The following is a 20149-nucleotide window of genomic DNA, read 5'->3' as shown; positions in this document are numbered from 1 at the left end:
CAACCGAGTGTGCCACCAATGGCCGCACGCACGCAAAAACTCGGCAATTCGTGGCGGGAAGGGCGTGGGTGTCGGGCAGCGGCGGTAAGTTTGGACGGACATGAGTGTGCACGCGACTGACGCAAAATCCGAAGCCGAGCAACTGCTCGACGGTCTCAATCAGCAACAGCGCCAGGCGGTGGTCCATGAGGGCTCGCCCCTGCTGATCGTCGCGGGTGCCGGCTCGGGCAAGACGGCGGTGCTCACCCGCCGCATCGCCTACCTGGTCGCTGAGCGCGGTGTGAGCGTCGGTCAGATCCTGGCGATCACGTTCACCAACAAAGCGGCCGCCGAGATGCGTGAACGTGTGGTCAACCTGGTCGGTCCGCGGGCCCGCTACATGTGGGTGTCGACGTTCCACTCGTCGTGTGTGCGGATCTTGCGTAACCAGGCATCGCTGATCGACGGGCTCAACTCCAACTTCTCCATCTACGACGCCGACGATTCCCGCCGGCTGCTGCAGATGATCGGCCGCGACATGGGCCTGGACATCAAGCGGTATTCGCCCCGGCTGCTGGCCAACGCCATCTCCAACCTCAAGAACGAGCTGATCGATCCGCACCAGGCGGTGTCCAACCTCACCGACGAGTCCGACGACCTGTCCCGCACCGTGGCATCGGTTTTCGGGGAGTATCAGCGACGGCTGCGGGCGGCCAACGCCTTGGACTTCGACGACCTGATCGGCGAGACCGTCGCGGTGCTGCAGACATTCCCCGACATCGCGCAGTACTACCGACGCCGGTTCCGCCACGTTCTGGTCGACGAGTACCAGGACACCAACCACGCGCAGTACATGCTGGTGCGGGAATTGGTCGGTCGCGACACCGAGGATGGTGTGCCACCCGGGGAGTTGTGCGTCGTCGGGGATGCCGACCAGTCGATCTATGCGTTCCGCGGTGCCACCATCCGCAACATCGAAGACTTTGAACGTGACTACCCGGACGCGAGAACGATTCTGCTGGAACAGAATTACCGCTCGACGCAGAACATCCTGTCCGCGGCGAACTCGGTGATCGCCCGCAACACGGGGCGCCGCGAGAAGCGGCTGTGGACCGACGCCGGCGAGGGTGAACTGATCGTCGGTTACGTCGCCGACAACGAGCACGACGAGGCCAGGTTCGTCGCCGACGAAATCGACGCATTGGCCGACCGCGGCGACATCACCTACAACGACGTCGCGGTCTTCTACCGCACCAACAACTCGTCGCGATCCCTGGAAGAGGTGTTCATCCGCGCCGGGATTCCGTACAAAGTCGTTGGGGGAGTTCGTTTTTACGAACGCAAGGAGATTCGCGACATCGTCGCTTACCTGCGGGTACTGGACAATCCCGGCGATGCCGTCAGCATGCGGCGCATCCTGAACACCCCGCGCCGCGGCATCGGTGACCGCGCCGAGGCGTGTGTGGCGGTGTACGCCGAGAACACCGGCGCGAGCTTCGCCGACGCACTGCAGGCGGCGGCCGCGGGCAAAGTGCCGATGCTCAACAGCCGCGCGGAGAAGTGCATCGCCGGCTTCGTGGAGTTGCTCGACGAGCTGCGGGGGCACCTCGACGACGATCTCGGCGACTTGGTCGAGGCGGTGCTCGAACGCACCGGGTACCGCCGCGAGCTGGAGTCGTCGACCGATCCGCAGGAGCTCGCGAGGTTGGACAACCTCAACGAACTCGTCAGCGTCGCACACGAATTCAGCATCGATCGGGCAAACGCGGCGGCACTGGCAGCCGAAGGCGACACCGACGACGAGGACGTGCCGGACACCGGAATCCTGGCGGCTTTTCTGGAACGGGTCTCCCTGGTCGCCGACACTGACGAGATCCCCGAGCACGGCGCGGGTCTGGTCACGTTGATGACGCTGCACACCGCCAAGGGGCTGGAGTTCCCGGTGGTGTTCGTCACGGGCTGGGAGGACGGCATGTTCCCGCACATGCGGGCGCTGGATGACCCGGGCGAGCTGTCCGAGGAACGCCGGCTGGCCTACGTCGGGATCACCAGGGCCCGGCAGCGGCTCTACCTGAGCAGGGCCATCGTCCGCTCGTCCTGGGGGCAGCCGATGCTCAATCCGGAATCGCGCTTCCTGCGCGAGATTCCCCAGCAGCTCATCGACTGGCGACGAACCGCGCCTAAGCCGTCGTTCAGCGCGCCGGTCAGCGGTGCGGGCCGGTTCGGCACGCCGCGTGCCGCGCCGACCCGCTCGGGTGCGAGCAAGCGCCCGCTCATCGTGCTCGAGCCCGGCGACCGGGTGACGCACGACAAGTACGGCCTGGGCAGGGTCGAAGAGGTGACCGGCACCGGCGAATCGGCGATGTCGTTGATCGATTTCGGCAGTGCCGGGCGGGTGAAGCTGATGCATAACCACGCCCCGATCGGCAAGCTCTGACCCGCCCCGGGGAAACAGACCGGATTCAGGTGACGGCTGCCGCCGGTGGCCACCGGCGGGCCAGACGTTCGTCGCTGCTGAAGCTCAGTCGGTCCACCGTTTGGTCTCCGGCAGTGCCGCCAGGACCGCGCTGGCGACCGGCAGCAGCGGCAGCGCGTGCACCAACCACGCCACCCGGGCGCCCGCGATGAACACGCCGAGGTAAGTGAGCAGCGCGACCACCGCTCCGGCCGTGATCAGGTGACGCCCGACCGGCCGGCGCAACAGCAGCGCGATCACCCCGGAGACGGTGGTGATCGCAAAGACCAGGGCAAGGAACCCGACCGCGATGCAGAACAGCCGGTCGGTGCGCCACCAGCCGGCGATCAGGTCGGTGGCCACCACCGAGGTGGCCCATCCGCTGACGATGCTCACGGCGCCGGCCGCGACCGCAGTACGGGGGCTGGGCTGCGGGAGACCGGGCAGCGCGGCAATGGGGTCCACCGGGGCCGCGGCGGCACCGGAGGATGGCGCACGCCGGATGATCTGCGTGGGCTGCGCTGAGTCGGGCACCACCGGCAGCGGCTCGGTGGGCGCGCGGCGAATGATCCGGGTTCGTGGCTGTTCGGGAGGTTCGCGTCCGGCAGGGTCGGTCGGCGCGCTCACCGGTCAGCCGGCGTAATTACCGACCGACAGCCCGCGCTTGGCCAGCCACGGTACCGGGTCGATGCGCTCAGAGCCGTTCAAGTGAACCTCGAAGTGCAGGTGCGGACCGGTGGAGAACCCCCGGTTGCCCATCGTTGCGATCTGGTCACCCGCCATCACCCGCTGCCCGACGCTGACCAACGTGGTGTTGACGTGGCCGTACAGGGTGACGGTGCCGTCGGCGTGCAGCAGCTTGACCCACATGCCGTAGCCCGCGGTCGGTCCGGCGTCGATGACGACACCGTCGGAGACCGCGTAAATCGGGGTGCCGATCGAATTGGCCAGGTCGATGCCGGCGTGCAATACACCCCAGCGGTAGCCGAAATTGGAGGTGAAGATTCCCTTGGTCGGCATGACGTAGAGCGGCTGCTGCAGCCGTGCCTCACGCTGGGCGCGTTCCTGTGCGAAGGCCACGCCGCGGGCGAATTCCTCGTTGTGCACGCTGACGTTGCCGGGCTGAGCGGCGATCACCTGGGCGCCCCGCGGCGCGGTCGCCCCGGACCCGCCGGACATCGACGACGCATTCGCGGTCAGCACCGTCTCGATGTTGGGCGTCTCGGATTGGGTGAGTGCGGTGTGCGTGGCAGCAGCGGCCGCACCGGCGGCCATCGCGCCGATCAGTAGCCGACCCTTGGCCGCGCTGGTCGGCTGCTTGCGGTGACTGCCGCCCCGGCGCGGAACCGACGGGACGTCCGTCGTGAGCGACCGGACCGAGACCGGCTCCGGCGCGGGGATGATGACCCGGGCGAGCACCTCGGTGACGGGAGCGGCCAGCCACAGCGGCGTCAGGTCGTCGGTGTCATCCAGATCGTCGAGCTCGGGCGCGTGCAGCAGCTGCTCTGACACGTCGAACTCGGATTCCCCGAAGTCGAGCTCGTCGAGATCGGCGAGTTCCATGTCGTCGAGTTCATCAAAGCCATCTAACGGGATGATCTCGGTGACTTCGTTGGGGTGGTGACGCAGCCAGCGGTCCCGGGACGGGCGAGCCGCTACTGCGCTGGCAGCGCGGGAAATTCGGTGCTGGGACAAAGCTGGGATGTCCTCGGATCGTGACCATAACGTTATCTGGACCATGAGACGGTAACGGCTGAGGGGTAAAACTAGCAACCTCGGTATGGAATCCCGTCGAAATTGTGACTTGGATCACGGTTTCGGGCGAGGATACATTCGGTGACCTGCGCCACAGCGGTGGATGCGGCGGCGGAGACCATTTCGGGTGTCGATACAGTTCCTCCGGGCGCGGTGCCGATTTGGGGCCACCGCCGCCCTAGTGGACTAGCAAGTTAGCCGAGCAAAGGCAGTGACGCCCATGGATCTGTTCGAGTATCAAGCCAAGGAATTGTTCCTCAAGCACGGGGTGCCCGGTACGCAAGGCCGGGTGACCGACACCGCCGAGGGCGCGCGCGCCATCGCCGAGGAAGTCGGCAAGCCCGTCATGGTCAAAGCGCAGGTCAAGACCGGCGGCCGCGGCAAGGCCGGGGGTGTGAAGTACGCAGCCACCCCGGACGAGGCCTACGAGCACGCCAAGAACATCCTCGGCCTGGACATCAAAGGCCACATCGTGAAGAAGTTGCTGGTCGCCGAGGCCAGCGACATCGCCGAGGAGTACTACCTGTCCTTCCTGCTCGACCGGGCCAACCGCAGCTACCTGGCCATGTGCTCGGTGGAAGGTGGTATGGAGATCGAAGAGGTCGCCGCGACCAAGCCCGACCGACTCGCCAAGGTGGCGGTCGACGCAGTCAAGGGCGTCGACCGGGACTTCGCGCGGTCCATTGCCGAGCAGGGGCACCTGCCCGCTGAGGTGCTCGACGCCGCGGCCGTCACGATCGAGAAGCTGTGGGCCGTGTTCGTGGGCGAGGACGCGACGCTGGTAGAGGTGAACCCGCTGGTACGCACTCCCGACGACAAGATCCTGGCGCTGGACGGCAAGGTGACGCTGGACGCCAACGCCGACTTCCGCCAACCCGGTCACGCCGAGTTCGAGGACCGCGAGGCCACCGACCCGCTCGAGCTCAAGGCCAAGCAGCACGACCTCAACTACGTCAAGCTCAGCGGCGAGGTCGGGATCATCGGTAACGGTGCCGGCCTGGTGATGTCGACGCTGGATGTCGTTGCCTACGCCGGGAAGAAGCACGGTGGCGTCAAGCCGGCCAACTTCCTGGACATCGGTGGTGGCGCCTCGGCCGAGGTGATGGCAGCCGGACTGGACGTGATCCTGGGCGACCCCGAAGTCAAGAGCGTTTTCGTCAACGTCTTCGGCGGCATCACCGCCTGCGACGCGGTGGCCACCGGCATCGTCAAGGCGCTGGAGATCCTGGGCGACGAGGCCAACAAGCCGCTGGTGGTGCGGTTGGACGGCAACAACGTCGAGGAGGGTCGGCGCATCCTGGCCGAGGCCAATCACCCGTTGGTGATCCAGGCCGAGACGATGGACGCCGGTGCTGACAAAGCCGCCCAGCTGGCGAACGCCTGAGCAGAGGAGAACCGACCCATGGCTATTTTCCTGAACAAGGACAACAAGGTCATCGTCCAGGGCATCACCGGAGCCGAGGCCACCACACACACTGCGCGGATGCTCAAGGCGGGTACCCAGATCGTCGGCGGCGTCAACGCCCGTAAAGCCGGCACCACCGTCGCGCACAAGGACGCCGACGACAACGACGTCGAACTGCCGGTGTTCGGCACCGTCGTCGAGGCCATCGAGAAGACCGGCGCGGACGTCTCGATCATCTTCGTGCCGCCGAAGTTCGCCAAGGACGCGATCACCGAGGCCATCGACGCCGAGATCCCGCTGCTGGTGGTCATCACCGAGGGAATCCCGGTGCAGGACAGCGCCTATGCGTGGGCGTACAACGTCGCGAAGGGTCAGAAGACCCGCATCATCGGCCCCAACTGCCCGGGCATCATCAGCCCCGGACAGTCGCTGGTCGGCATCACCCCGGCCAACATCACCGGGCCGGGGCCGGTCGGGCTGGTGTCCAAGTCGGGCACGCTGACCTACCAGATGATGTACGAGCTGCGCGATTTCGGCTTCACCACCTCGATCGGCATCGGCGGTGACCCAGTGATCGGCACCACCCACATCGACGCCATCGAGGCGTTCGAGAAAGATCCCGACACCAAGCTCATCGTGATGATCGGTGAGATCGGCGGCGACGCCGAGGAGCGGGCAGCCGACTTCATCAAGGCCAACGTGACCAAGCCGGTCGTCGGCTATGTCGCGGGATTCACCGCGCCGGAGGGCAAGACGATGGGTCACGCGGGAGCGATCGTGTCCGGTTCCTCGGGTACCGCGTCGGCGAAGAAGGAAGCGCTGGAAGCGGCCGGGGTCAAGGTCGGTAAGACACCGTCGGAGACGGCGGCGCTGGCCCGGGAGATCCTGCAGAGCCTGTAGCACCCGCTGGCGCCCGTGCTGGCGCGAGAACTGCCGGCGAGCAGACGCAAAGTCGCCCTGGAACATGTGCTCCGGGGCGATTTTGCGTCTGCTCGGCACTGCGGTAGATAGTAGATCTATGAATCTTGATCCGCGGACGCCCGTCGTCGTCGGCGTCGGGCAGGCTGCCGAGCGCATCGACGATCCGGATTACCGGGCGATGTCGCCGGTGGAATTGGCCGCCGCCGCGGCGCAGGCTGCGCTGGACGACTGCGACGCGAAGGCTGTCGCCGCCGAGATCGACACGATCGCGGCCATCCGGCAGTTCGAGATCTCCGGACCGGTGGCCACCGCCCCGCTGGGCCGATCGAACAACTACCCCCGGTCGGTGGCCAAGCGGGTCGGCGCCGAACCGCGGCGGGCGATCCTGGAGATCATCGGCGGGCAGGGGCCTCAGCACCTGATCACCGAGCTGGCCGGTGACATCGCCGGCGGCCGCTCGGAGGTCGCGCTCATCTTCGGGTCGGACGCGACGTCGACCTTGCGGTATTTCGCGGACCGCGAGGACAAGCCGGACTTCAGCGAGACCATCGACGGGGACCTGGAGGACCGCGGGTCCGGCATCGAAAAGCTGATCAACCGCTACATGGTGATCCACGGTCTGGTCGACGCACCGACCCAGTACGCCCTGATGGAGAACGCCCGCCGCGCGGGCACCGGGCTGAGCCCGGCCGAGTATCTGCGCCGCATCGGGGAATTGTTCGCGCCGTTCACCAAAGTTGCTGCGGCGAACCCGTTTTCGGCTTCACCGGTGGAACGGACCGTCGACGAACTGATCACGGTCACCGACAGCAACCGGATGATCACCGAGCCGTATCCGCGACTGTTGGTCGCCCGCGACCAGGTGAACCAGGGCGCGGCAGCGCTGCTCATGTCGGTCGGGGCGGCGCGCAGGTTGGGTGTGCCGGAAGACAAGTGGGTGTACCTGCGTGGTCACGCGGACCTGGAAGCGCCGCCGTTTCTCGACCGTCCGGACCTCGGGCACGCGCCGTCGGCGGTGCTGGCCGCCCGCGAGGCGCTGGACGTGGCCGGCATCGGCGTCGACGAGGTCGCGACGTTCGACCTGTACAGCTGCTTTGCGGTGCCGGTCTTCAACATCTGCGACGGACTGGGCATCGCCCCCGACGACCCGCGTGGCCTGACGCTGACCGGTGGACTGCCGTTCTTCGGCGGCGCCGGCAACAACTACTCGATGCACGGCGTGGCCGAGACGGTCGCGCGGATGCGAAGCGCGCCAGGACAATTCGGGTTCGTCGGCGCCAACGGTGGCATTCAGAGCAAGTATTCGGTCGGGATCTATTCCACCGCGCCGGGACCCTGGCGTGCGGATCGCAGCGCGGAGCTACAGGCGCAGATCGATGGTGCGCCCCGCGTGCCGGTGACCGAGAACGCCGACGGCGTCGGCACCGTCGAGACCTACACAGTGCGCCGCGACAACGGGCGGTTGACCGGGATTGTTATCGGCCGGCTGGTCAGCGACGGCAGCCGCTTCCTGGCGACGACCGAAGACGACGACCTGATCTCGCTGCTGACCGACGGCGAACCCCTCGGGTCGGCCGTGCAGGTGAAGTCGTTCGACTACGGAAACCGCTGCCTGCCGCGCTGACGGCTCCCCGGCGCTCGATCCCACCCTCCCCGGCGCTCGTGGGGGCCACACCAGCGTGACGTTCGGCGTGCGGCGTCACGCTGGCGTGACGCTCGGCCCGCGAACCGATCGCGGGGGCGCCGCCGCTTGTGGGGGCCACACCAGCGTGACGTTCGGCGTGCGGCGTCACGCTGGCGTGACGCTCGGCATGCGAACCGATCGCGGGCGCGCCCCGCCGCTTGTGGGGGCCACACCAGCGTGACGTTCGGCGTGCGGCGTCACGCTGGCGTGACGCTCGGCCCGCGAACCGATCGTGGGGGCGCCGCCGCTTGCGGGAGAGCTCACGCCAGTGTGACGTTCGGCGTTGGGGTCGCGCTGGTGTGACGCTCGGCGCGAAATCGATCGCAAGGGTCAGAACGAAGCCAACTTCCCGGCCAGCCGTTCCACATACGCGGCAACCTTGGCCTCGTCGCTGTCCGGCATGCCGAAGAGCACCTCGGTGACGCCCAGCTCGGCCCAGCGCGCCAACTTCTCGGCGTCCGGCTTGAAGTCCAGCGCGACGATCTGTGGCGCCCCCGCACGCCCGGCAGCAGCCCACGTGTCCTGGAGCAGTTTCACCGGCTCGTCGATATCGACGTCACGCGGCGTAGTGATCCAGCCGTCGGCGCTGCGCGCGATCCACTTGAAGTTCTTCTCGTTGCCCGCTGCGCCCACCAGCACCGGAATGTGCGCCTGCACCGGCTTGGGCCACGCCCAGCTCGGACCGAACTTGACGAACTCGCCGTCGTATTCGGCTTCTTCCTGAGTCCACAGCGCCCGCATCGCCTCGAGGTATTCGCGCAGCATGGTGCGCCGACGCCCGGGCGGCACGTTGTGGTCGGCAAGTTCGTCGGTGTTCCAGCCGAAGCCGACGCCCAGGCTGACCCGCCCGCCGGACAGATGGTCCAGCGAGGCGATACTTTTCGCCAAGGTGATCGGGTCGTGTTCGACGGGCAGCGCGACGGCCGTTGACAACCGGACGCGGGAGGTCACCGCCGATGCCGCGCCCAAACTCACCCAGGGATCCAGCGTGCGCATGTAGCGGTCGTCGGGCAGCGAGGAGTCGCCTGTGGTGGGGTGGGCCGCTTCGCGCTTGATCGGGATGTGGGTGTGTTCGGGCACGTAGAACGTGTGGAATCCGTGTTCCTCGGCGAGTTTGGCGGCGGGCGCCGGGGCGATGCCGCGGTCGCTGGTGAACAGAACGAGGCCGTAGTCCATGCCTCAATTTAGAACGTGTTCTAATTTTGTCCGCAGCCGCCCCTGCCGTCTCGGCGCAGATGCAGGCCGACAGCGGCGCGCGGCTACGGGCATTAACTTTCCGGGGTGCGCTAGCGTGGTTGATCGAATGGCGTCGCACGGCAGCATGCGCACCGACGCCGCCCGGCAGCCGAAGGCACCGGAAGCAACAGGAGGAGTCCATGACCTTATCGCCTGGTAGCCCCGGCTACCCGCCCGGCCAGCCAGCCGGCCCCTACGGTTCTGGCGCCCCGGCCGCAGCGTCCGGGCAGGCCGAGCCCGCCACCCCGGCGGAAAGCAAGCTCGGCCTGTACCTGTCCATCGCGGTGGCGGCGCTGGGTCTGTTGGCCTACTTCTTCAGCTTCGGCCCGATCTTCACCTTCAAGTCTGAAATGGGCGGCATCGGCAGCGACGTGTCCGGTGACGTCGGTTACGCGGTACCGGTGGCCGTGGTGGCAGCGCTGCTGGCCGGAGTGGGACTGCTACCCAAGGCCAGGAGTTACGTCGCGATATCTGCGGTGCTCTCGGTCGTGAGCGTGCTGATGGTCATTTCCTTCACGTTCAGTCGGCCGGACTCTTACTCCGCCGGCTGGGCCCTGTGGATCGTGCTGGCGTGCGTGGTGTTCCAGGCGGTGGCGGCCGTGGCCGCGCTGCTGCTGGAAGCGGGCGTCATCACCGCGCCGACTCCGCGGCCCAAGTATGACCCGTTCAGCGGCTACCAGCAGTACGGACAGTATGGCCAGTACGGCGGTCAGCCGGGCGGGTACTACGGTCAGCCGGGTGCACAGCAGTCCGCGCCGAACTCGGCCCAGGGGGCGCAGCCGCCCGGGTACGGGTCGCAGTACGGCGGCTACTCGGGACCGAACCCGCAGTCCGGCGGCTTCCCGGCGCAGCAGGCCACCCAGGTGGTGTCCCAGCCGCAGCACCAGCCGCCGGCCAGTCACACACCGCCCACCGGGTTCCCCAGCTTCAGCCCGCCACCTCCGGTCAGCGCCGGCGGCGGATCGCAGGCTGGTTCAGCGCCGGTCAACTACTCCAACCCCCCCAGCGGACCGCAGTCCTACGGGCAGGGTCAGCAGTCGCCTGGTGGGGCACCGGTCTAAGCCTGCGCTCTCGCGCCCAGCCCGGTTCGCGCGCGAAGAGTGACAAGGGTGTCGGCAAGCGAGGACAACCGGACCGCGGGTGCCCGTCAGGCACGTGACCTGGCCAGGGTCGCGTTTGCGCCCGCCGTGGTGGCGCTGGTCGTCATCGCCGCGGTCACGCTGCTGGAATTGTTGATCGCCAACAGCGACATGACCGGTGCGCTCGGCGCCGTCGCCAGCATGTGGCTCGGTGTGCACCAGGTGCCGATCTCGATCGCCGGCCGCGAGCTTGGCGTCATGCCGTTGCTGCCGGCGCTGTTGATGGTGTGGGGGACGGCTCGCACCACGGCGCGGGCGACCACGCGATACTCGTCGTTCCTGGTGGTGCGGTGGGTGATCGCCTCAGCACTGGGCGGGCCGCTGTTGATGACGGCCATCGCGCTGGCGGTCATCCACGACGCGTCCTCGGTGCTCACCGAACTGCAGACGCCCAGCGCGCTGCGCGCGTTCACCAGCGTGCTGGTGGTGCATGCCATCGGGGCCGCGATCGGGGTGTGGTCCCGGGTGGGACGACGAGCGCTGGCCGCCTCCCCGTTGCCGGGATGGCTGGGCGATTCGCTACGCGCCGCGGTCGCCGGGGTGCTGGCGTTGCTGGGCCTGTCCGGAGTGGTGACGACGGGCTCGCTGGTGGTCCATTGGTCGACCATGCAGGACCTGTTCGCAATCACCGACTCCATCTGGGGCCAGTTCAATCTGACGGTGCTGTCACTGTTGTACGCCCCCAACGTCATTGTCGGCGCGTCGGCGATCGCGGTCGGGTCCAGCGCGCACATTGGCTACGCGACCTTCAGCTCCTTCACGGTGTTCGGCGGCGACGTGCCGGCCCTGCCGATCCTGGCCGCCGTGCCCACCCCCCGCCTCGGGCCGGTGTGGGTTGCGCTGCTGATCATCGGCGCGGCCTCGGGGGTGGCACTGGGGCAGCAATGCGCGCGCCGGGCGCTGCCGTTGGTCGCCGCGATCGCCAAATTGCTGGTCGCCGCGCTGGTGGGGGCATCGGCGATCACGGTGCTCGGGTACGGCGGGGGTGGCCGGTTGGGCAATTTCGGCGACGTCGGCGTGGAGTTGAGCAGCCTGTTCCTCGGCGCGCTCTTCTGGTTCGTGGTCGTTGGTGCGATGACGGTGGTGATGGCCGGCGGGATCAGGCGGCGCCCGCGACGGCCCAGACCTACACCGGTGGCCGAACCGGTGCTGGGATCGTTCGACGACGATCTGGAGCCGGGGGAGTCGGCCGATCTGGCCGAGGAGGACGAAACGCCCAGCGACGAGGACGCCGAGGAGCGACAGGAACAGCCGCGCGAGAGTTGAGTATTGTCGCCGTGTGCCAGAACCGCTCCGTGTGCCCCCGAGTGCACCGGCGCGGCTGGTAGTCCTGGCGTCCGGGACCGGATCGCTGCTCAACTCTCTGCTGGATGCGGCCCAGGGTGACTACCCGGCGCGCGTCGTGGCGGTTGGGGTGGATCGCGACTGCCGGGCCACCGGGGTCGCCGCGGACGCCGGGGTACCGTCGTTCACCGTGCGCGTCGGCGACTATCCGAGCCGCGATGCCTGGGACGCGGCGATCACCGAAGCCACCGCTGCCCACCGCCCAGACCTGGTGGTGTCCGCTGGATTCATGAAAATCCTTGGACCGCAATTTCTTTCGAGGTTCAACGGGCGCACCCTGAACACCCACCCCGCGTTGCTGCCGGCCTTTCCGGGCGCACACGGTGTGGCCGAAGCGCTGGCATACGGTGTCAAGATCACCGGTTGTACCGTGCACCTGGTGGACGCCGGCGTGGACACCGGACCGATTTTGGCGCAGCAACCCGTCGAGGTGTTCGACGGTGACGATCCGGAGACCCTGCACGAACGGATCAAGGTCGTGGAGCGGCGACTGCTGGTGGACGTGGTGGCCGCAATAGCGACACGCGGCGTGACGGTGACGGCGAGGAAGGCGACCCTAGGGATGAGCACAACATGAGCATCGGCAAGAAACCGGTCCGTCGCGCACTGATCAGCGTGTACGACAAGACCGGCCTGATCGACCTCGCCCAAGGTCTCGCGGCCGCCGGTGTCGAAATCGTGTCAACCGGATCAACGGCGAAAACCATTGCTGATAAAGCGATTCCGGTGACGCGGGTCGAGGAACTGACCGGTTTCCCGGAAGTGCTGGACGGCCGGGTCAAGACGCTGCACCCTCGGGTGCACGCCGGGCTGCTGGCCGATCTGCGCAAGCCCCAGCACGAGGCGGCACTGGCCGAACTGGGCATCCAGGCTTTCGAGCTCGTCGTCGTCAACCTCTATCCCTTCACCCAGACCGTCGAATCCGGGGCGTCCGAAGACGAGTGCGTCGAACAGATCGACATCGGCGGTCCGTCGATGGTGCGCGCCGCCGCCAAGAATCACCCCAGCGTCGCCGTGGTCACCGATCCACGCGGCTACGACGGTGTGCTGGCCGCGGTCCGCGCCGGGGGATTCACCCTCGGTGAGCGTAAGAAGTTGGCGTCGCTGGCATTTCAGCACACCGCCGAATACGACATCGCCGTCGCGACCTGGATGCAGTCGACGTTGGCGCCTGAGGAGCCCGCGCAGGAATTCCCGCATTTCTTTGCCCGCAACTGGCAGCGCGAGGCGACGCTGCGTTACGGCGAGAATCCGCACCAGCAGGCCGCGCTGTACTCCGACCCGGCGGCGTGGCCGGGTCTGGCGCAGGCCGAGCAGTTGCACGGAAAAGAGATGTCCTACAACAACTTCACCGATGCCGACGCGGCCTGGCGGGCCGCCTTCGACCACGAACAAACGTGTGTGGCGATCATCAAACACGCCAACCCCTGCGGCATCGCCATCTCCGATGTGTCGGTCGCCGATGCGCACCGCAAGGCCCACGAATGCGACCCGCTGAGCGCCTTCGGCGGCGTGATCGCGGCCAACACCGAGGTCAGCGTCGAGATGGCGGAATACGTCAGCACCATCTTCACCGAGGTGATCGTGGCGCCCGCCTATGCACAGGGTGCCCTGGAGGTGTTGACGCGCAAGAAGAACATCCGGGTGCTGGTGGCCTCCGAACCGCTGGCCGGTGGCCACGAACTGCGGCCGATCAGCGGTGGATTGCTGATCCAGCAGCGCGACCAGCTCGACGCCCCCGGCGACGACCCGAACAACTGGACCCTGGCCACCGGGGATCCCGCCGAGCCGGACACACTGACCGACCTGGTTTTCGCCTGGCGGGCCTGCCGGGCGGTGAAGTCCAACGCGATCGTCATCGTCGCCGGCGGTGCCACCATCGGCGTCGGCATGGGTCAGGTCAACCGGGTGGACGCCGCCCGGCTCGCGGTGGAACGCGGCGGCGATCGGGTCAGGGGCGCGGTGGCGGCCTCCGATGCGTTCTTCCCGTTCCCGGACGGCCTCGAGACCCTGACCGCCGCCGGCGTCCAGGCGATCGTGCATCCGGGCGGCTCGGTGCGCGACGACGAGGTCACCGCCGCGGCAGCCAACGCCGGGATCACGCTGTACCTCACCGGGGCGCGCCATTTCGCGCACTGAACCCTTGTCGTCCGTCTAGGGCCTTCAGTGCATTCCGGCCAGCGCGCCTGTGCCGAATCCATCGCACCGCCGTAGCGTGGAGAGGTGACTTCACCGAACAATCTGCCCCGCACCGTCGGCGAGCTGCGCGCTTCCGGTCATCGCGAGCGAGGGGTCAAGCAGGAAATCCGCGAGAACCTGTTGACCGCACTGGCCGACGGCGACGACGTGTGGCCCGGGATTCTGGGTTTCGACGACACCGTGATTCCGCAGTTGGAGCGGGCCCTGATCGCCGGCCACGACTTCGTCCTGTTGGGCGAACGCGGCCAGGGCAAGACCCGCCTGCTGCGCGCGCTGACCGGTCTGCTCGATGAGTGGACGCCGGTGATCGCCGGGGCCGAACTCGGCGAGCACCCTTACACCCCGATCACCCCGGAGTCGATCAAGCGGGCTGCCCAGTCCGGTGAGGATCTGCCGATCGCCTGGAAACACCGCAGCGAGCGTTACACCGAGAAACTGGCCACCCCCGACACCAGCGTCGCCGACCTGGTCGGTGACATCGACCCGATCAAGGTCGCCGAGGGGCGCAGCCTGGGCGACCCCGAGACCATCGCCTACGGCCTCATCCCGCGCGCACACCGCGGCATCGTGGCGGTCAACGAGCTGCCCGACCTCGCCGAGCGCATCCAGGTGTCGATGCTCAATGTGATGGAGGAGCGCGACATCCAGGTCCGCGGTTACACGCTGCGGCTGCCGCTCGACGTCCTGGTGGTCGCCAGCGCCAACCCCGAGGACTACACCAACCGCGGCCGCATCATCACCCCGCTCAAGGACCGGTTCGGTGCGGAGATCCGCACCCATTATCCGCTGGAACTGTCCGCCGAGATCGGCGTGATCGCCCAGGAGGCGCACCTGAGCGCGCAGGTTCCCGACTACCTGCTGCAGGTGATCGCCCGGTTCGCGCGGTATCTGCGCGAGTCCAGCTCGGTCGATCAGCGCTCCGGCGTCTCCGCCCGATTCGCCATCGCAGCGGCCGAGACGGTCGCCGCCGCGGCCCGGCACCGCGCGGCGATCCTGGGCGAGTCCGATCCGGTGGCGCGGGTGGTCGATCTGGGCACCGTGATCGACGTGCTGCGCGGCAAGCTGGAATTCGAGTCCGGCGAGGAGGGCCGCGAACAGGCCGTGCTGGAGCACTTGCTGCGTCGCGCCACCGCCGACACTGCGTCGCGGGTGCTGGGCGGTATCGACGTCGCCACCCTGGTGACCGCCGTCGAACGCGGTTCCGCGGTGACGACGGGTGAGCGGGTGTCGGCCAAGGATGTGCTGGCCGCCGTGCCGGGCCTGCCGGTGGTGGACAAGATCGCAGCGAAACTGGGCGCGGAATCCGAAGGGGAGCGCGCGGCGGCATTGGAATTGGCTCTGGAGGCGTTGTACCTGGCCAAGCGGGTCGACAAGGTGTCCGGGGAAGGGCAGACCGTCTATGGCTAGCAGCGGGCACTCCGCGCGGTATTCGGCGTACACCGGCGGGCCCGACCCGCTGGCTCCGCCGGTGGATCTGCGTGAGGCGCTCGAAGCGATCGGGCAGGACGTCATGGCGGGCACCTCGCCGCGACGGGCGCTGTCCGAGCTGCTGCGTCGCGGCACCGAGAACATGCGGGGTGCCGACCGGCTGGCCGCCGAAGCGAATCGTCGCCGCCGGGATCTGCTGCGGCGCAATAACTTAGATGGCACGCTGCAGGACATCAAGAAACTCTTGGATGAGGCCGTGCTCGCCGAGCGCAAGGAGCTGGCCCGCGCCCTGGACGACGACGCCCGGTTCAGCGAACTGCAACTGGAGGCGTTGCCGCCGTCGCCCGCCAAAGCGGTCCAGGAACTTTCCCAATACGACTGGCGCAGCGGCGAGGCGCGGCAGAAGTACGAGCAGATCAAGGACCTGCTGGGCCGCGAGATGCTGGACCAGCGGTTCGCCGGCATGAAGGAGGCGCTGGCCGGTGCCACCGACGAGGACCGCCAGCGCGTCAACGAGATGCTCGACGATCTGAACAACCTGCTGGACAAGCACTCTCGGGGTGAGGACACCCAGCAGGACTTCCAAGACTTCATGGACTCCCACGGCGAGTTCTTTCCGGAGAACCCGAAGGACGTCGACGAGTTGCTGGACTCGCTGGCAAAACGGGCCGCCGCTGCGCAGCGATTCCGCAACAGTTTGAGTCAAGAGCAGCGCGACGAGCTGGATGCGTTGGCGCAGCAGGCGTTCGGCTCACCGTCGTTGATGCAGGCACTGAGCCGCCTGGACTCCCACCTGCAGGCCGCGCGTCCGGGCGAAGACTGGACCGGATCCCAGCAGTTCTCCGGCGACAACCCGTTCGGCATGGGTGAGGGGGCCCAGGCGCTGGCTGACATCGGTGAGCTCGAACAACTGGCCGAGCAGCTGTCGCAGGCCTATCCCGGCGCCACGATGGACGACGTCGACCTCGACGCGCTGGCCCGGCAACTGGGTGAGGAAGCTGCCCTCGACGCCCGGACGTTATCCGAACTCGAACGCGCGCTGCTCAACCAGGGCTTTCTGGATCGCGGTACCGACGGACAGTGGCGGCTGTCCCCGAAAGCGATGCGCCGATTGGGTGAGACCGCGTTACGCGATGTGGCGCAACAGCTTTCCGGTCGGCACGGCGAGCGCGACCACCGGCGTGCGGGGGCGGCCGGGGAGTTGACCGGCGGGACCCGGCCCTGGCAGTTCGGGGACACCGAGCCGTGGAACATCCCCCGCACCCTCACCAATGCTGTACTGCGCCAAGCGGGTACCCACACGCTGGACGGTGCCCGCCCGTCGCTGAAGATCACCGTCGACGACGTCGAGATCTCCGAGACCGAGACCCGCACCCAGGCCGCGGTGGCGCTGCTGGTGGACACCTCGTTCTCGATGGTGATGGAGAATCGTTGGCTGCCGATGAAGCAGACGGCTATCGCGCTGAATCATCTGGTGTCCACCCGGTTCCGCTCGGATGCCCTGCAGATCATCGCATTCGGCCGTTATGCCCGCACCGTCACCGCTGCGGAGCTGACCGGCCTGGAGGGTGTGTACGAACAGGGCACCAACCTGCATCATGCGCTGGCCCTGGCCGGACGTCATCTGCGCCGCCACCCGAACGCGCAACCCGTGCTGCTGGTGGTGACCGACGGCGAACCCACCGCACACCTGGAGGACCTCGGCGGCGAGGGCACGTCGGTCTTCTTCGATTACCCGCCGCATCCGCGGACCATCGCGCACACGGTGCGCGGATTCGACGACATGGCCCGGCTGGGTGCGCAGGTCACCATCTTCCGGCTGGGCAGCGATCCGGGCCTGGCCCGCTTCATCGATCAGGTTGCCCGACGGGTGGAGGGTCGCGTCGTGGTGCCCGACCTGGACGGGCTGGGGGCCGCCGTGGTGGGCGACTACCTGCGGTCGCGGCGACGCCGCTGACTAGCGCGGGCCCAGCGCGGGTGGCCGGATGAGGTCGTCGGGCAGACCGGCCAGCACCGCCGCCATGTTGTAGGCACTCATCCGCAGCTGCCCGTTGCTGCCCAGCCGGCCGTAATCCGAGTGACCGTAGGCCCGCTCGTGCAGTTGCCCGTCGCCGTACGCGTTCGGCGGCGCTACCCCCGTGGCCGTCGACAAGGGCACCATGCCGGGCACGTCCTGCAGCCCGGCGCCGAATGCGCCGAAGCCGGGAATGGTCTCTGCCACCACGTCTTCGCGACCGATCATGTAGTAGGCATGACCGGGTTGCACACCGAGTTGCGAGGCGTTGCTGAGCTCACCCCCGGGCGAACCGTAGAGCACCACGTCGCTCACCGGCGCACCCTGCTGCAACGCCAGGCTGGTGACCAGCGAGCCGTAGGAGTGCCCGAACGCCGTGATGTGTTGGTCTGCAACGTTGCTCGCCGCGGCCAAGCCCTGGTAGAAGCTGTTCAACCGGCGCGCACCGTCGCGGGCATGCCAGTCGTGCGTCACATCCCGCAGACTGTCCGGTGCGTCATAACCCAACCAGGCGATCGATGCGACAGCACCGGGGTTGCGCCGGTGTGCCGAGGCCCGCAAGTCGCGCGCCTTATCCCGTTGCAGGGCAGCCTGATTGGTTAAATCTGCGGCAGTGGCGCTGACTCTGGAGTTCAGGCCGGGCACCATGACCCCCACGCATTCGGCGTTGTCGACATCGCCGACTCCGACCGCCGCCAACACCTTCCCCGGAATCCCCGTGGTGTCCAGCAGAATCAGACCGGACTCGGGAACGGTCTCCAGGGTGTGCCGCAGCGCTTGCAGGTCGGCCAGCTTCTCGGGATCGGTGCGCCAGTATCCGGCCCCGTCGTACCATCCCTGCCCCAGCCGGGTGATTTCGTGTTGCAGCTCAGTCCTGTTGAGCCGGCTGCGGACAGCGACCGGAATACCGTCGAGGTTGCGGATGGCGGACGGAAGGCATTCCCTGACCTGATCCTGCTGGCCGGGCAGCAGTGCATGCCACCACCGGCTCACCTGATCGGCGGTGCTGTGGTCCGGGGGTACCGCAGGGACCGCAGGCAGCTGGTGGCTAAGTTGCGCGTCGATCTGAGTCGGCGAGAGGTCGCCGTCGGTGCCGCGGATCGCCGCGGCCAGATCCTCGTCGGCGAGCTCGGCGGCCGCCAGCAGGGTGCGCAGATCTTCGGCCAGCCGCAGCGCTGCGTCGAATATGCGTTGCAGTTCTGCGGCGGACCGCGAATACACGTTGGACGGTGGCAGGACCGCGCCGGTCTGGTCGTCGATGGCCAGCTGGTTTTCCGCTGCGAAGTCGCGCATCGCCCGCAGCCGAGACTTGATGCCGGTCACTTCGTCGGCGGATTGTTCAGCCGCCCGTGCGACAGCTTCGCAAGCGCCGGCGTGGTCGTCCAGGACGACGTTGGTGTGCTGGGTAGCCGCCTGCGCGGCTTCGGCGGCGACACCGCCGAAGTTGAGCAGCCCCATCATCTCCGCGACCGCGGCCGATGCGGTGCGGGTGCCGTGTGCGCGGCGGATCGCGGCATCGAACACCGTCCGGATCGCCTCGGGATCCCAGCGGTCGACGTCGGCCAGGGTGACCGTCATGACGCCGACGGGCCGGCCAGGCGCGCAGCGCTGTGCTGCTCGGACTCGGCGAAGCCGGCGGCGGTGACATGCAAGCCGACGGAATGTTCGCCGAGTCGGCCGATGTGCACATCGCTGGCCGCCGCCCAATGGTCCAGCAACGCCGATAAGGCGGTAGCCGAGGAACCTACCCACCCCGCCTGGGCACCGTCGGCGTCGCGGTGGCACACCTGTTGCAGGTTCCACAACACCTGACCGTGGTCGGCCAGCGCGGTGCCGACCCGGATGAGCTCGTCGGGAATCGCCCGTAGTTGTTCTGCCATATCTGCCCGTCTGCCGAGGTGACTTTGGGCGAAAGATTGGCAGAGCACAAAACAGCGGACCACTCACCAGGAGTGGCCCGTGTGGATACCGAAATGGCGTTGTGGATTACTTACGCGGTTTGCGCGCCTTGCGCCGGATTCCCACGCCGCCCCAGAAGGAGAACCCGCGGATCCGCACGTTCGGCGCTCCCGGGCTGCCCCCGGCGACCACCGATTGATCGAAGTTGCCCATGATCCCCCGGCCGTCGATCTCGACGTTGACCTCCGGTGGCAACAGGATGGTCTGCGCGCCCATGATCGAGTACGCCCTGATCTCGACCTCGGTGGAGGTGAAGTCGGCGTAACGCAGATCGACCACACCGTTGCCCCAGAATGTGACGGTGGTCAGCTTCTTCGGCACGTTCCACCGGCCGCGGCGCTCGAAGCCGCTCATGATGGCCAGCAGCAACGTCGACGGCGCCGGATTGCATTTGCCGCCGCGGCGCGAGCTCACTGCCGTACCGGGCAGGTCGGCGCGCAGTTCGTCGAGCTCCTGATAGGTCGTCGCCGCGTAGGCCTTGGTTAGCCGATCTTCGTAGTCGTTGAGTTGCAGGCGTCCCTGTTCGGCCGCGTAGGCCAGCAGCTGCGCGACTTGGATGCGGTCGGTGTCGGCCGCGCGCGCCATATCGTCGCGCGAGGTTTGAACGTCATGCTGGGCTGGGTTGGTCATC

Annotated in this window: 15 protein-coding genes and 1 pseudogene; 10 read left to right on the top strand and 6 right to left on the bottom strand. The window is 67.7% G+C overall.

Going from position 1 to position 20149, the window contains the following annotated elements; all coding sequences use genetic code 11:
* The first annotated feature begins 100 nt into the window (after positions 1-100).
* Positions 101-2416 carry a DNA helicase PcrA gene (gene pcrA / locus AC5Y5Z_RS09050; protein WP_463827387.1) on the top strand — a complete coding sequence of 772 codons (2316 nt, stop codon included), beginning with the start codon at positions 101-103 and terminating at the stop codon, positions 2414-2416.
* Between the two features lie 84 nt (positions 2417-2500).
* Here the strand turns inward: pcrA and AC5Y5Z_RS09045 are convergent, their stop codons facing one another.
* Together AC5Y5Z_RS09045 and AC5Y5Z_RS09040 are read right to left on the bottom strand one after the other, a co-directional pair.
* A complete protein-coding gene (locus AC5Y5Z_RS09045; protein WP_463827388.1) occupies positions 2501-3061 on the bottom strand; it encodes a hypothetical protein in 561 nt (186 codons plus the stop codon).
* 3 nt (positions 3062-3064) lie between these two features.
* Positions 3065-4174, bottom strand: coding sequence for a M23 family metallopeptidase (locus AC5Y5Z_RS09040; RefSeq protein ID WP_473139696.1), 1110 nt, complete (start codon positions 4172-4174; stop codon positions 3065-3067).
* Positions 4175-4409: 235 nt separating this feature from the next.
* On the opposite strand from AC5Y5Z_RS09040, the gene sucC reads away from it, so the two are divergent.
* From sucC to AC5Y5Z_RS09025, 3 genes are all read left to right on the top strand, one after another.
* Complete coding sequence (sucC, locus tag AC5Y5Z_RS09035; protein ID WP_499924734.1) at positions 4410-5573, top strand: ADP-forming succinate--CoA ligase subunit beta; 1164 nt, start codon at positions 4410-4412, stop codon at positions 5571-5573.
* Positions 5574-5591: 18 nt separating this feature from the next.
* Positions 5592-6494, top strand: a complete 903-nt coding sequence (sucD, locus tag AC5Y5Z_RS09030; RefSeq protein WP_463827390.1) for a succinate--CoA ligase subunit alpha — start codon at positions 5592-5594, stop codon at positions 6492-6494.
* A 118-nt stretch (positions 6495-6612) separates the two neighbouring features.
* A complete protein-coding gene (locus AC5Y5Z_RS09025) occupies positions 6613-8139 on the top strand; it encodes an acetyl-CoA acetyltransferase (RefSeq protein ID WP_499924731.1) in 1527 nt (508 codons plus the stop codon).
* A 390-nt stretch (positions 8140-8529) separates the two neighbouring features.
* Here AC5Y5Z_RS09025 and AC5Y5Z_RS09020 read toward each other — a convergent pair whose 3' ends face one another.
* Positions 8530-9375 (bottom strand): LLM class F420-dependent oxidoreductase, encoded by an 846-nt coding sequence (locus AC5Y5Z_RS09020; protein ID WP_499924729.1) that lies wholly within the window; start codon positions 9373-9375, stop codon positions 8530-8532.
* A gap of 200 nt (positions 9376-9575) precedes the next feature.
* Between AC5Y5Z_RS09020 and AC5Y5Z_RS09015 the strand changes: the two genes are divergently transcribed.
* The 6 genes and pseudogenes from AC5Y5Z_RS09015 (at position 9576) to AC5Y5Z_RS08990 (ending at position 17502) form a co-directional block, all read left to right on the top strand.
* Positions 9576-10496, top strand: coding sequence for a DUF5336 domain-containing protein (locus tag AC5Y5Z_RS09015; RefSeq protein WP_463827393.1), 921 nt, complete (start codon positions 9576-9578; stop codon positions 10494-10496).
* A gap of 39 nt (positions 10497-10535) precedes the next feature.
* Positions 10536-11708, top strand: a pseudogene (locus AC5Y5Z_RS09010) (cell division protein PerM); the annotation flags it as partial.
* 145 nt (positions 11709-11853) lie between these two features.
* Positions 11854-12495: a phosphoribosylglycinamide formyltransferase gene (gene purN, locus AC5Y5Z_RS09005; RefSeq protein WP_463827394.1), complete on the top strand. Its 642-nt coding sequence runs from the start codon at positions 11854-11856 to the stop codon at positions 12493-12495.
* Positions 12492-14057: a bifunctional phosphoribosylaminoimidazolecarboxamide formyltransferase/IMP cyclohydrolase gene (gene purH / locus AC5Y5Z_RS09000; RefSeq protein WP_499924727.1), complete on the top strand. Its 1566-nt coding sequence runs from the start codon at positions 12492-12494 to the stop codon at positions 14055-14057. The genes purN and purH overlap by 4 nt, the downstream gene beginning before the upstream one ends.
* 84 nt (positions 14058-14141) lie before the next feature.
* A complete protein-coding gene (locus AC5Y5Z_RS08995) occupies positions 14142-15524 on the top strand; it encodes a sigma 54-interacting transcriptional regulator (RefSeq protein ID WP_463827396.1) in 1383 nt (460 codons plus the stop codon).
* Positions 15517-17502, top strand: coding sequence for a vWA domain-containing protein (locus AC5Y5Z_RS08990; protein WP_499924725.1), 1986 nt, complete (start codon positions 15517-15519; stop codon positions 17500-17502). The genes AC5Y5Z_RS08995 and AC5Y5Z_RS08990 overlap by 8 nt, the downstream gene beginning before the upstream one ends.
* On the opposite strand, the gene AC5Y5Z_RS08985 is transcribed toward AC5Y5Z_RS08990, so the two are convergent.
* From AC5Y5Z_RS08985 to AC5Y5Z_RS08975, 3 genes are all read right to left on the bottom strand, one after another.
* Complete coding sequence (locus AC5Y5Z_RS08985; RefSeq protein ID WP_499924724.1) at positions 17503-19137, bottom strand: alpha/beta hydrolase; 1635 nt, start codon at positions 19135-19137, stop codon at positions 17503-17505.
* Complete coding sequence (locus AC5Y5Z_RS08980; protein ID WP_499924722.1) at positions 19134-19439, bottom strand: WXG100 family type VII secretion target; 306 nt, start codon at positions 19437-19439, stop codon at positions 19134-19136. Before AC5Y5Z_RS08980 ends, AC5Y5Z_RS08985 begins: the two co-directional genes overlap by 4 nt.
* 106 nt (positions 19440-19545) lie before the next feature.
* A complete protein-coding gene (locus AC5Y5Z_RS08975) occupies positions 19546-20148 on the bottom strand; it encodes a DUF1707 SHOCT-like domain-containing protein (RefSeq protein WP_463827400.1) in 603 nt (200 codons plus the stop codon).
* Position 20149: the final 1 nt, after the last annotated feature.

Source organism: Mycobacterium sp. NGS29 (genome assembly GCF_059812965.1).
This window is presented reverse-complemented; position numbering and strand designations above follow the sequence as displayed.